Origin of the sequence: Amycolatopsis sp. ATCC 39116 (assembly GCF_000231075.2) — a bacterium.
Lineage (GTDB): Bacteria > Actinomycetota > Actinomycetes > Mycobacteriales > Pseudonocardiaceae > Amycolatopsis_E > Amycolatopsis_E tucumanensis.
The window spans coordinates 11942-24345 of record NZ_AFWY03000053.1 but is presented as its reverse complement, the minus strand read 5'-3'; the positions used below and the strand labels follow the sequence as shown (position 1 = coordinate 24345).

Here is a 12404-nt window from a genome sequence, read left to right as displayed (position 1 = left end):
GCCCGCTCATCCGAACAGCGTCCTGATTCGGAAGTAGTCTTCCCTTGCGGAGTGGTCCGCGTTACCCTGACGTCCGTCAAATAGTCAAAGCTTTGATCAAAGGAGGTGCGGGGTGGCTCAGAAGTCGTTCGCCTCGTCCGGCGACCTGACGGAGAAGGAGCAGACCCTGGAGGTGCTCGAGGACGGGGTCTACGCGCTCACCGCGGAGGGCGACCCGAACGTCGGCGCCATCGAGGGGGAGGACTTCCTCGTCTGCTTCGAGGCGCTGGCCACCCCCGTCGCCGCCCAGGACTGGCTCGCGAAGCTGCGCGAGCACACCGACAAGCCCGTCCGGTACCTCGTGCTGTCGCACTATCACGCGGTGCGCGTGCTCGGCGCGTCCGCGTTCGACGCCGAGGTGATCGTCGCGCACGAGAACACCCGCGCCCTGGTCGCCGAGCGCGGCAAGGAGGACTGGGAGAGCGAGTTCGGCCGCATGCCGCGGCTGGCCAAGGGCGCCGAGTCGGTGCCCGGCCTGACCTGGCCCACCCTGACCTTCTCCGACCGGCTCACCATCGACCTCGGCGGCGACCGCGGCGACCTCGTGTTGCAGTACTGCGGCCGCGGGCACACCGAGGGCGACATCGTGGCGTGGCTGCCGCGCCAGAAGATCCTGTTCGCGGGCGACCTGGTGGAGGCCGAGGCGGCGCTCTACACCGGCGACGCGTTCCACCGCGACTGGGCCTCGGGCACGCTGGACCGGGTCAAGGCGTTCGGCGCGGAGGCGCTGGTCGGCGGCCGAGGCGCGGTCAGCCGCGGCCGGGACGCCGTGGACGCCGCGATCGAGCAGACCCGCGGCTTCCTGGACGTGATGATCCGCGAGGTCGGCGCCGTCCAGCGCGCCGGCGGCACGCTCAAGGAGGCCTTCGAGCGCACCCACGCCGCGCTCGCGCCGCAGTACGGCCACTGGCCGATCTTCGAGCACTGCCTGCCCTTCGACGTCTCCCGCCTGTGGGACGAGCTGTCCGGGATCGAACGCCCGGTCATCTGGACCGCGCAGCGGGACCGCGAGGTCTGGGACCAGCTGCAGGGCTGAGCGATGACGACGACAGACCCCAAAGTGGCGGTGATCGGCAACGGCCCGGTCGGCCAGACGACCGCGCTGCTGCTGGCCAGGTGGGGCGTTCCGGTGGTGCTGCTGGACGGGCGGCCGGAACGCGATCTGGTCGGCTCCAAGGCGATCTGCCAGCAGCGTGACGTGCTCGACGTGTGGGAGGCCGTGGGCGCCGGGCGGCGGATCGCCGCCGAGGGCGTCACCTGGACCACCGCGCGCACCTTCCACCGGGACCGCGAGTTGTTCGCCTACTCCATGGCCGACCCCGGCCGCTCGGCGTTCCCGCCGTTCGTCAACATCTCCCAGGCGCGCACCGAGGAGATCCTGGACGAGCGGATCGCCGCGGAGCCGCTGATCGACGTGCGGTGGGGCCACCGGGTCACCGGCATCGCCCAGGACGACGACGGCGTCACGCTCACCGTCGAGGGCCGGGAGGACGTGCGCGCCGACTACGCCGTGGCCTGCGCCGGGGCGCGGGGCGACGACATCCGCCGGATGCTCGGCGTCGGCTTCGGCGGGCACTCCTTCGACGACCGGTTCCTCATCTGCGACATCCGCGCGGACATGCCCGGCTGGGCGCAGGAGCGGCGGTTCTACTTCGACCCGGAGTGGAACCCCGGCCGCCAGGTGCTGATCCACCCGTGCCCCGGCTCGACGTTCCGCATCGACTGGCAGGTCCCCGGCGACTACGACCTCGCCGCCGAGGAGGCCAGTGGCGCGCTGGACGCCCGCATCCGCGCGATCATCGGCGACCAGCCCTACGAGATCGTGTGGAAGTCGGTGTACCGCTTCCACTCGCGGGCGGCCGACCGGATGCGCGTCGGCCGGGTCCTGCTCGCCGGGGACTGCGCGCACCTGGTGTCGCCGTTCGGCGCGCGCGGCCTCAACTCGGGGGTCGGCGACGCCGAGAACGCGGCCTGGAAGCTCGCGTTCGTCCTGCACGGCTGGGCGGGCGAGGAGCTGCTGGAGTCCTACCACGACGAGCGGCACGCGGCGGCGCTGGAGAACATCGCCGTCACCACCGCCACGATGGACTTCCTGGTGCCGCAGACCGACGAGCAGCACCACCGGCGCCGCTCCGTGCTGGAGGCGGCGGCCACCGATCCGGCGGCGCGGGCGGACGTGGACTCCGGGCGGCTGGCCGAACCGTTCTGGTACGTGGACTCCCCGCTGACCACACCGGCTTCGACGCGGCCGTTCGCCGGGCGCCCGCCGCGCGGCGAGGTGCCGCCGGCCGGCCCGGGGATCCTCGCGCCGGACGTGCCGGTGTCGGTGACCGGCTCCTCGTGCGGCCGGTTCCGCGAATTGGCCCGCGACGGCGTCCTGCTGCTCACCACCGACGGGGCGGACCTCGACCCGCCCGGGGACACTCTGGACACCGGGGCGCCGGTGCGGATCCTGCGCCTGGCCGAGATCGACGTGACCGGCGTGCTCGCCGAAGCGCTGAACGCGCGGCCCGGCGAGGTGTGGGTGATCCGCCCGGACGCCTACGTGGCGGCCGTCCTCACCGACGCGGCGGAGGTGCCCGCGGCGGTGAACCGGGCCCTGGGGCAGCGTGCCGCCGAACGTATCCTGCCCGGTGCCGGCACGTGAGAGGGAGGACCATGGGCAGGATCGCCGTCACCGGGGCCACCGGGCAGCTGGGTTCGCGGGTCGCCGCGCTCCTCGCGGAACGCGGTGTGGCGCAGCGGTTGTGCGTGCGCGACCCGGCGCGGGCGCCCAGGACCGAGGGCGCCGAGGTCGTGGCCGCGGACTACGCCGACACCGCCGGGTTCCGCGACGCGCTGGCCGGGATCTCGACGCTGTTCCTGGTGTCCGGCCACGAAGGCCCGGAGCGGATGGACCTGCACCGCAGCGCGGTCCGGGCCGCCGCCGAGGCCGGGGTCGACCGCGTCGTCTACACCTCGTTCCTCGGCGCGGCCCCGCTGGCGACGTTCACCTTCGCCCGCGAGCACGCCGAAACCGAGCGGCTGATCCGCGAGTCCGGGCTGCGGCTGACGGCACTGCGCAACACCCTCTACGCGGACGTCGCGCCGCACTTCGTCGGGTCCGACGGGGTGCTGCGCGGCCCGTCCGCCGACGGGCGGCTGGCGTGGGTGGCGCGGCAGGACGTGGCGCGGCTGGCCGTCGAGTGCCTGCTCGACGACGGGCACGCCGACCAGGTCTACGACGTGACCGGCCCGGAAGCCATCGACCTGCACGAGACCGCGGCGCTGCTGAGCGAGGTCAGCGGGCGGAAGATCACCTACCACGCCGAAACGCTGGACGAGGCGCGCGCGTCACGGGCGGGCGCGCAGGACTGGGAGATCGACGGCTGGGTCGGCTCCTACGCGGCCATCGCGACCGGCGAGGTGGCGGTCACCAGCCACACCGTCGAACACGTCACGGGACGGCGCCCGTGGACGTTCGCCGAGTTCCTCGCCGCCGAACCGGAGGCGTGGGCGCACCTCAAGTGACGCGGGAGGCCACCGGCGGGACGTTCAGCGTGCTGACGGTGGCCTTCACGCTCCCGGACCCCGGTGACTATCATCGAGATCCGAGAAGATCACCCCGAGAGGCACCCCGCATGGCGTCGGACAGACCGGCATCCCCCTCGGTCGACCGCACGCTGACCGTGCTGGAGACCCTCGTCGAGGCCGGTGAGGGCCTCACCCTCACCGCGCTCGCGCGGTCGACGGCCATCCCGCTGGCCACGTGCGCCTCGATCGTCTACACGCTGGAAAGCCGCGGCTACGCCCGCCGCCGGATCGTCGGCCGCAGCCACTTCTGGCGCGCCACCCCCCGTCTCTACGAGGTCGCCGCGCCGCTGGCAGGCGAGGCGACGGCGGCGCGATCCCGATGATTGTCGCCGTCGAGCTCGCCGTGCTGGTGGCCGTCGTCCTCGTCGTCACCGGCATCGCGCAGCGCCTCAACTGGTCGCCGCCGCTGTGCCTGGTGCTGATCGGCGTCGCGGCGTCGTTCGTCCCCGGCGTGCCGGACTACCACCTCGATCCCGAGGTCGTCCTGATCGGCCTGCTGCCGCCGCTGCTGTACGCCACCGCGATCCGCACGCCGCTGTACGACTTCCGGGCCAACCGCGTGCCGATCGCGGCCCTGTCCGTCGGCCTGGTCGTGTTCACCACGCTCGTCGTCGGCTGGGTCGTGTGGCTCATCGTGCCCGGCATTCCGCTGGCCGCCGGGTTCGCGCTCGGCGCGGTCGTCGCGCCGCCGGACGCGGTCGCCGCCACCGCGGTCGCCCGCCGGGTCGGCATGCCGCGCCGCATCGTGCGGATCCTGGAGGGCGAAAGCCTGCTCAACGACGCGGCCGCGCTCGTGTCGCTGCGCACGGCCATCGCCGCGATCGCCGGCGCGGTCAGCATCTGGGAGGTCGGCGGCGACTTCCTGCTCGCCGCTGGCGGGGGCGTCGCGGTCGGCGCGCTGATCGGGTGGGCCGCGAGCCTGCTGCGCCGCCGCCTGACCGACCCGGTGATGGACACCGCGTGGTCACTGGTCATCCCGTTCCTGGCCTACCTGCCCGCCGAGGCCATCCACGGCTCCGGGGTGGTCGCGGTCGTCGTGGCCGGGCTGATCATGGGGCACCAGACGCCGAAGCTGCTGTCCGGGCCGTCCCGGCTGGCCAGCAGGCTGAACTGGCGCACCGTCCAGTTCCTGCTGGAGAACGTGGTCTTCCTGCTGATCGGGCTGCAGGTGCGGCGCATCGTCGAGGAGGTCGGCGACTCCCGGCTCTCCGCGTGGGAGCTCACGCTGATCTGCGCCGGGGTGCTGGCCGCGACCATCCTGGCCCGGATCGTGTGGGTGTTCGGGTACGGGTTCGTGGCGCGGATGCGGCCGGGCGAACGCACGCCGTGGTCGTACTTCGCGGTGATCTCGTGGGCCGGGATGCGCGGCGTGGTCACGCTCGCCGCCGCGTTCGTGCTCCCGGACGACACGCCGCAGCGCGCGGTGCTGGTGCTGGCGGCGTTCGTCGTCGTGGCCGGAACGCTGCTGCTGCACGGCATGACCCTGCCCGGCCTGGTGCGCCGCCTGCGCCTGCCGCCGCCCAACCCGGCGGAGGACGCGCTGCAGGAAGCCGCGCTGCTGCACGACATGACGTCCGCGGGCCTGGCCCGGCTCGAGGAGATCCGCCGCCCGGCCGACCCGCCCGAGGTCATCGACCGGTTGCGGGACAAGCAGTCCTACCGGTCGGACTCGGCGTGGGAGAACCTCGGCAGGCTCAGCGCGCTGGAGGAGACCCCCAGCGACGCGTACCGTCGGCTGCGCGCCGAGATGCTCGCGGCCGAGCGGGACGTCCTGCTCACCGCGCGGGACCGGGGCACCGCCGACGACGAGGTGCTCCGGCGGGTGATGGACGGACTGGACATCGAGGAGTCGCTGCTGGAGCGACCCGAGGAGGAGCCGGGCATGGAACGTGAGCTGGAGACCCCCGAGGCCACGGCGGGCACCTGCGAGCACCTGGAGAAGGCACGCGTGCCGGAGACCGACGCCGAGGGCTGCGTCGACTGCCTGCGCGAGGGCTCGTCGTGGGTGCACCTGCGGCTGTGCCTGGAGTGCGGGCACGTCGGCTGCTGCGACTCGTCGCCGCGCAAGCACGCCACGCAGCACTTCCACGACACGCGTCACCCGGTGATCCGCAGCTACGAGCCCGGCGAGAACTGGCGCTGGTGCTTCGTGGACGGGATCGTCGGCTGAGCGGGGGCGCCGTCGGCGCCCCCGCCGCGCGTCAGAACGGGTAGCCGGCGACGTCGCCGCGCATCGTGACCCAGCGGGTCTCGGTGAACGCCTCGATGTTCGCGGCCGGCCCGCCGAAGCGGGAGCCGGTGCCGGAGTCGAACACGCCGCCGAACGGGGCCAGCGCCTCGTCGTTGACCGTCTGGTCGTTGATGTGCGCGATGCCGGTCGGGATGCGGTCGGCCAGCGCCAGTCCCTTCGCCACGTCCGCGGTGATGATGCCCAGCGACAGCCCGTACTCGCTCTCCGACGCGAGCTTCGCGGCCTCGTCCAGGCTGGTGAACTTCGCGACCGGGGCGACCGGGCCGAACACCTCCTGGTCGTAGGCGGGCACCGAGGGGCCCGCGCCGGCGAGCACGGTGGCGCGGTAGAAGAGGTCCTCGTAGGTGCCGCCCGCGGCGACCTTCGCGCCGGCGTCCACACTGGACGTCACCAGGCCGTGGATCTTGTCGCGCTGCTTGGCGTCGATGATCGGGCCGAGCGCGACCTGCTCGGTGAACGGGTTGCCCACCGGCAGGTGGCTGGCCTTGTCCGCCAGGCGGTCCACGTATTCGTCGTAGAGTGAGGCGTGCACCAGGTGCCGCCCGGTGGTCATGCAGATCTGGCCCTGGTGGAAGAACGAGCCCCACGCGGCGGCGCTCATCGCCTGCTCCAGGTCGGCGTCGTCGAGCACGATCAGCGCCGAGTTGCCGCCCAGTTCCAGGTGGGCGCGCTTGAGGTGGCGGCCCGCGGACTCGCCGACCGCGCGGCCCGCGGCGGTCGATCCGGTGAACGAGATGACGCGGACGTGCTTGTCCTCGACCAGCGCGGCGCCGACGTCCGGGCCGCCCGGCAGCACGTGCAGGACCCCGGCGGGCAGCCCGGCCTCCTCGAAGACCCTGGCCAGCGCCACGCCACCGCAGACCGCGGTGCGGGGGTCCGGCTTGAGCACGACGCTGTTGCCCAGCGCCAGCGCCGGCGCGACCGAGCGGATCGACAGGATCAGCGGCGCGTTGAACGGCGCGATCACGCCGACCACGCCGGCGGGCACGCGGCGGGCCATGCTCAGCCGCGGCGCCTCGCTCGGCAGGACCTCACCCGTCGGGTGGGAGGGCAGCGCGGCGGCCTCGTAGCACTCCTGCGCGGCGACGTGCAGTTCGAAGTCGGCCTTGCCGGGGATGCTGCCCGACTCGCGGATCAGCCAGTCCTTCAGCTCGGCGGCGTGCTGCTGCCACAGGTCGCCGGCGCGGCGCAGGACCGCGGCGCGTTCTTGGAAGGAGGTCGCCGCCCAGGCGCGCTGCGCCTCGGCCGCCTTGGCCGCGGAGGCCGCCAGGTCCTGGGGCGAGGCGATGCCGACGCGCCCCAGTTCGTCGCCGGTCGCGGGCTCGATGACGGCCGCGTCGCCGCCCGCCGCGCGCTCCCAGCTGCCGGTGAAGACGCGTCCGGTCCACTTCTCGTCGTCGAGAAAGCTCACTGTCACTCCTGATGCGCGAGGTTTTCCGCCATCCTCCTGGGCTGTTCGGGCCGCGCCAGTGGGTCTTTCACTGAGTGGAAGGCCGGAAAACTGTCGGTGGTGGCTGCGATGATCGCGCTCGTGGACGACTCGAAGATCCGGCGGACGCTCGCCTCGCACGGCCCGGTGCGGCGGCGGCCACGGGCGGTGCTCGAACGGATGCTGGCGCTGGCGGGGGAGGACCTGTCGCCCGCGGAGCCGGTGGCGGCACTGGAGGCGCGGATCGCGTCGCTGCTGGGCAAGCCGGCGGCGTTGTTCTTCCCGAGCGGGACGATGGCGCAGCAGGCGGCGCTGCGGGTGCACGCGGACCGGTCCGGGCGGCGGACGTTCGCCGCGCACCCGTACACGCATCTGGACAACTGGGAGGACAAGGGGTACGCGGCGGTGCACGGGCTGCGGTTCCGGCCGGTGGGGGACCGCAACGAGCTGATGACGCCGGCGGACCTGGAGGCGGTGGGGGAGCCGCTCGCGGCCGTGGTGTGGGAGCTGCCGCAGCGGGACCTCGGCGGGTTGCTACCGTCGTGGGACGAGCTGGTCGCGCAGACCGGGCTCGCGCGCTCCCGCGGCGCGGCGGCGCACCTGGACGGCGCTCGGCTGTGGGAGTCGCAACCGTTCTACGGCAAGGATTTCGCCGAGATCGCCGGCCTGTTCGACAGCGTGTACGTGTCGCTCTACAAAGGACTGCAAGGCGTGCGGGGAGCGGTGCTCGCCGGCGACGAGGCACTGGTGTCGGAGGTGGCGGTCTGGCGCCGCCGGCTCGGTGGCGCGATCGCCGACGCGTGGCCGCTGGCGCTCGCGGCGCTGGACGGGCTGGACTCGGTGCTGCCGCGGATGCCGGAGTTCCACGCCCACGCGCGGTCCCTGGCGGCGGCGATCAACCAGGACGGCGTGGCGTACGCGCACCCGGACCCGCCGCAGGCCGGGATGTTCCACGTCCACCTCCCGGCGCCGAAGGCCGCGGTCGAGCGCGCGGCGGAGGAGCTGATCGCCGAGAAGGGCGTGCAGTTGTTCCTGCGGGTGCGCTCGGCGCCGGACCCCCGGCGGTGCTCCTTCGAGGTCAGCGTCGGGGAGACCACGATGGACTTCACGCCGTCGGAGGTGGTCGGCCTGCTGCACGAGCTGCTCGACCGCGCGCGCTGAGCCGCGCCGACGGCGCTGAGCCGGGCCACGCGCGATCGTCAGCCGCTCGGGCGCGGGAAGCCGCTCGGCCACCGCCGCGTCGTCCAGGCGGGCGCCGAGGAACACCAGCGACCGCAACGGGCCAGCGTCGGCCAGCGGCTGCTCGGCCGCGCGCGCTGAGTCGCGCCACCGGCGGTCGTCGCCCGGTCGCCGGTCGCTGCGGCGTCGTTCACGAGGAACACCAGCGACCGCAACGCGCCCGCCTCGGCCGGCGGCTGCTCGACCGCGCGCTGAGCCGCGCCGCCGGCGGTGGTCAAGCCCCGTCGGCGGTCACCGCGGTGTCGTCCAGGCGGGCGCCGGGGGACACCAGCGACCGCAACGTCTCCAGCGTCGCATCGGCCGTGCGCGCGGAACCGAGCCGCGAGCGGTCGTCAGGTGCTCGGGCGCGGGAAGCACCGGAGGAACCGCTCGACCACCGCTCGATCGCCGGTCACTGCGGCCTCATCCAGGCGGGCGCCGAGGAACACCAGCGACTGCAGCGTGCTCGCGTCGGTCTCCAGCTTCGCATCGACCGCGTATTGACCCGCTCCACCGGCGGTCGTCAGGTGCTCGGGCGCGGGAAGCACCGGAGGAACCGCTCGACCACCGCTCGATCGCCGGTCACCGCGGCCTCATCCAGACAAGCGCCGAGGAACACCAGCGACCGCAACGTGCTCGCGTCGGTCTTCAGCGTCGCATCCACCTCGCCCGAGCCCCGCTCGATCGAGAACTCGCCGGAATCGACCCTGGCCAGGAACGCGTCGTCGCCCAGGCGCAGCGCCACCCGGACGGACAGGTCGCCCGCCCGGTCCGCCGAGAAGGTCGTCCGCAGCGCCAGGATCAGCGCGTCCACGCTCAGCTCCCCGGCCGACGGCACCGGGCGGCGGCTGCCCCACCGCGCCAGCGCCAGCACGACCGCCTCCAGCTCGGCGCCGTGCTCGGTGAGCTCGTACACGCTGGTGCTGGCGGGCGGCCCGAGCCGACGCCGCCACACCACCCCGGCCGCCTCCAGTTCCCGCAGCCGCTGCGACAGCACGTTCTGGCTCATCCCCGGCAACGACCGGCTCAGGTCGCGGAACCGCTTCGGCCCCAGCAGCAGCTCGCGCACCACGAGCAGCGCCCACCGCTCGCCCACCGCGTCCAGCGCCCTGGCCACCCCGCAGGGGTCGTCGTAACTCCGCACGAGAAAAAGAGTAGCTCCTACTTGTGTAGTGAGACCAGTCACTCCTAGATTAGGAGCATGACGACGACCACTCTCCCGCAGGGAGACCTCAGACTTCTCGACACCGACCTCGCCCAGCGGATGCTCGCCTCGACCGAGCTCGCCCGCCTCGGCTACGTCGCGCCGGACGGCACGCCCCGCGTGCTGCCGATGCTGTTCCACTGGACCGGCGACGAGCTGGTGATGGCGACGTTCGCCGGCACCGCCAAGCTCCCCGCGCTGCGAGCAAATCCCGCTGTCGCGGTCACGATCGACCGGGCAGGCCCGCCGCCGGAGGTGCTGCTCCTGCGCGGCAACGCCGTGGTCACCGAGGTTGACGGCGTGCTCCCGGAATACGCCGCCGCCCAGCGCCGGTACTACGGGCCAGAGCAAGCCGCCGCCTCCGTCGCCGAGGTCGACCGGCCCGGCCTGCGGATGGCGCGCATCGCCGTCCGGCCGTCGTGGGCGGGCACCTTCGACTTCCAGGAGCGGTTCCCCGGCGGCCGGACCGCCGAGGACTTCGCGCGGCGGGGGCGGTGACATGGCGACCTTCGTGCTCGTCCCCGGCGCGGGCGGGGAAGCGTGGTACTGGCACCGGCTCGTGCCGGAGCTGACCCGGCGCGGCCACGAGGCGATCGCCGTCGACCTCCCGGCCGAGGACGACTCCGCCGGACTGGCCGAGTACACCGACCTGGTCGTCCAGGCCATCGGCGACCGCGAGGACGTCGTGCTGGTCGCCCAGTCGATGGGCGGCTTCACCGCCCCGCTCGTCTGCGCGCGCGTGCCGGTGTCGCTCCTGGTGCTGGTCAACGCGATGGTCCCGGCGCCGGGCGAGACCGGCGGCGAGTGGTGGTCCAACACCGGCTACCACGAGGCCCATCCGGAGGGGATGGACACCGAGCGGGACTTCCTGCACGACCTCCCGCCCGAAGTGAAGGCCGAAGCCCTCCGGCGGGGCGAGCCGCAGCAGTCGGACAAGCCGTTCACCACGCCGTGGCCGCTGGAGAAGTGGCCGGACGTGCCGACCCGGTTCGTCCAGGGGCGCGACGACCGGTTCTTCCCACTGGAGTTCCAGCGCCGGGTGGTGCGCGAGCGGCTGGGCCTGGAGCTGGACGAGGTCCCCGGCGGGCACCTGAACGCGCTCAGCCGCCCACGTGAGCTGGCCGACCTCCTCGCCTCGTGGTGTTGACAGCGCTTCGAACGCGTGTTCGACTTGCGGAGTGAGGTGGGAGAACCAACGCGCCGGCCGTGACCCGCAGCCGGCTCTGCTCGGCCTGGACGGCCTGGTCCGGACGGTCGCGCCGCCCGAGTTCCAGGGCGTCACGTTCCACGAGGTCCGCGCCCGCTCGGTGCTCAACAAGGTGCCGGGCGAGTCGATGGTCCCGTTCGGCTGGACCGTCAACCCCTACCGCGGCTGCAGCCACGCCTGCACCTACTGCCTCGCCGGGGACACGCCGATCCGGATGGCCGACGGGAGCGCGAAGCCAATCGCCGACCTCCGCGTCGGCGACCGGATCCTCGGCACGGCGCTCCACGGCACGGCCCGGCGCCTCGTGCCCACGACCGTGCTCGCGCACTGGACCACCGTGAAGCCGGCCCACCGGCTGACGCTGCGGAACGGGACGACCCTCGTCGCCAGCGGCGACCACCGCTTCCTCACCGAGAAGGGCTGGCAGCACGTCACCGGCGACGACCGGCCGCACCTGTCGCCGGGCGACACCCTGCTCGGCCCCGCCGGTGACCTCGTCGAACCGGACGCGGCGCTGGACGTCGTCGCGATCGAACCGCTCGGCCGCGACGAGACCCTGTTCGACATCACCACCGGCACCGGCGACTTCATCGCGGCCGGGGTCGTCAGCCACAACTGCTTCGCCCGCAACACGCACACCTACCTCGACTTCGACGCCGGCCGCGACTTCGACACCCAGGTCGTGGTGAAGGTGAACGCCCCCGAGGTCCTCGCCGCCCAGCTGCGCCGCCCCAGCTGGCAGCGCGAGCACGTCGCCATGGGCACCAACACCGACCCCTACCAGCGGGCCGAGGGCCGCTACCGGCTGATGCCCGGCATCATCCGCGCGCTCACCGGCTCCGGCACGCCGTTTTCGATCCTCACCAAGGGCACCGTCCTCACCCGGGACCTGCCCCTGCTCACCGCCGCCTCGCGGGAGGTGGACGTGGGCATGGCGGTGTCGATCGCGCTGCTCGACCGCGACCTGCAACGCAGCCTCGAACCCGGCACCCCCAGCCCGCGCGCCCGGCTGGACCTGGTCCGCCGCATCACCGACGCCGGCCTGCCCTGCCAGGTGCTGGTCGCCCCGGTGCTGCCCGGCCTCACCGACAGCGAGGAGGCGCTGGACCCGCTGTTCGCCGAGATCGCCGCCGCCGGTGCCACCCGCGCCACCGTGCTCGCCCTGCACCTGCGACCCGGCGCGCGGGAGTGGTTCGCCCGCTGGCTCGGCGCCCACCGGCCGGACCTGGTCGAGCGCTACCGCGAGATCTACGGCCGCGGCAGCTACGCGATGCCCGCGTACCGCCGGGCGCTGTCCGCGCGGGTCGCGCCGTTGCTGCGCCGCCACGGCCTGAACCGCCGCGACGAGTCCCACCGCCTGCCCGCGCAGCGCGAGCCGGAGCGCCCGGAGCGGGGCGAGCAGCTGAGCCTGCTGTAAGGAAAGCCTGGTGGACTCCTCCGCCGGGGCGTTCGTTAGCCTCATACGGGCAGCAAAACCCCTGCT

General features: G+C 73.5%; 13 protein-coding genes. 9 read left to right on the top strand and 4 right to left on the bottom strand.

Translation table 11 applies throughout. The annotated features are described in order from the left end of the window. The first annotated feature begins 112 nt into the window (after positions 1 to 112). From AMY39116_RS0334385 to AMY39116_RS0334365, 5 genes are all read left to right on the top strand, one after another. On the top strand, positions 113 to 1075 hold the full coding sequence (locus AMY39116_RS0334385) for an MBL fold metallo-hydrolase (RefSeq protein ID WP_017983127.1): 963 nt from the start codon (positions 113 to 115) through the stop codon (positions 1073 to 1075). 3 nt (positions 1076 to 1078) lie between these two features. After that, positions 1079 to 2686, top strand: coding sequence for an FAD-dependent monooxygenase (locus tag AMY39116_RS0334380; RefSeq protein ID WP_039791919.1), 1608 nt, complete (start codon positions 1079 to 1081; stop codon positions 2684 to 2686). Positions 2687 to 2697: 11 nt separating this feature from the next. Further along, positions 2698 to 3549: an SDR family oxidoreductase gene (locus AMY39116_RS0334375; RefSeq protein ID WP_020422130.1), complete on the top strand. Its 852-nt coding sequence runs from the start codon at positions 2698 to 2700 to the stop codon at positions 3547 to 3549. Positions 3550 to 3659: 110 nt separating this feature from the next. Then, positions 3660 to 3935 (top strand): helix-turn-helix domain-containing protein, encoded by a 276-nt coding sequence (locus AMY39116_RS0334370; RefSeq protein WP_020422129.1) that lies wholly within the window; start codon positions 3660 to 3662, stop codon positions 3933 to 3935. Continuing rightward, on the top strand, positions 3932 to 5782 hold the full coding sequence (locus tag AMY39116_RS0334365) for a Na+/H+ antiporter (RefSeq protein WP_020422128.1): 1851 nt from the start codon (positions 3932 to 3934) through the stop codon (positions 5780 to 5782). The genes AMY39116_RS0334370 and AMY39116_RS0334365 overlap by 4 nt, the downstream gene beginning before the upstream one ends. Before the next feature lie 31 nt (positions 5783 to 5813). Here AMY39116_RS0334365 and AMY39116_RS0334360 read toward each other — a convergent pair whose 3' ends face one another. Beyond that, positions 5814 to 7274: a benzaldehyde dehydrogenase gene (locus tag AMY39116_RS0334360; protein WP_020422127.1), complete on the bottom strand. Its 1461-nt coding sequence runs from the start codon at positions 7272 to 7274 to the stop codon at positions 5814 to 5816. Positions 7275 to 7382: 108 nt separating this feature from the next. On the opposite strand from AMY39116_RS0334360, the gene AMY39116_RS0334355 reads away from it, so the two are divergent. After that, positions 7383 to 8453: a low specificity L-threonine aldolase gene (locus tag AMY39116_RS0334355; RefSeq protein WP_020422126.1), complete on the top strand. Its 1071-nt coding sequence runs from the start codon at positions 7383 to 7385 to the stop codon at positions 8451 to 8453. A gap of 38 nt (positions 8454 to 8491) precedes the next feature. On the opposite strand, the gene AMY39116_RS0334350 is transcribed toward AMY39116_RS0334355, so the two are convergent. The 3 genes from AMY39116_RS0334350 to AMY39116_RS0334340 all read right to left on the bottom strand — a co-directional run bounded on the left by AMY39116_RS0334350 (position 8492) and on the right by AMY39116_RS0334340 (position 9627). Beyond that, positions 8492 to 8749, bottom strand: coding sequence for a hypothetical protein (locus AMY39116_RS0334350; protein WP_020422125.1), 258 nt, complete (start codon positions 8747 to 8749; stop codon positions 8492 to 8494). Positions 8750 to 8863: 114 nt separating this feature from the next. Continuing rightward, entirely contained in the window at positions 8864 to 9058 is a 195-nt protein-coding gene (locus AMY39116_RS0334345) for a hypothetical protein (RefSeq protein ID WP_020422124.1), read from the bottom strand. Beyond that, on the bottom strand, positions 9034 to 9627 hold the full coding sequence (locus tag AMY39116_RS0334340) for a winged helix-turn-helix transcriptional regulator (RefSeq protein WP_020422123.1): 594 nt from the start codon (positions 9625 to 9627) through the stop codon (positions 9034 to 9036). The genes AMY39116_RS0334345 and AMY39116_RS0334340 overlap by 25 nt, the downstream gene beginning before the upstream one ends. An 84-nt stretch (positions 9628 to 9711) precedes the next feature. On the opposite strand from AMY39116_RS0334340, the gene AMY39116_RS0334335 reads away from it, so the two are divergent. From AMY39116_RS0334335 to AMY39116_RS0334325, 3 genes are read left to right on the top strand one after another with little or no spacing between them, the layout of a single operon-like run. Continuing rightward, positions 9712 to 10212 carry a pyridoxamine 5'-phosphate oxidase family protein gene (locus AMY39116_RS0334335; protein ID WP_020422122.1) on the top strand — a complete coding sequence of 167 codons (501 nt, stop codon included), beginning with the start codon at positions 9712 to 9714 and terminating at the stop codon, positions 10210 to 10212. A gap of 1 nt (position 10213) precedes the next feature. Next, entirely contained in the window at positions 10214 to 10861 is a 648-nt protein-coding gene (locus tag AMY39116_RS0334330; RefSeq protein WP_020422121.1) for an alpha/beta fold hydrolase, read from the top strand. A 31-nt stretch (positions 10862 to 10892) separates the two neighbouring features. Next, positions 10893 to 12338 (top strand): Rv2578c family radical SAM protein, encoded by a 1446-nt coding sequence (locus tag AMY39116_RS0334325; protein WP_020422120.1) that lies wholly within the window; start codon positions 10893 to 10895, stop codon positions 12336 to 12338. Positions 12339 to 12404: the final 66 nt, after the last annotated feature.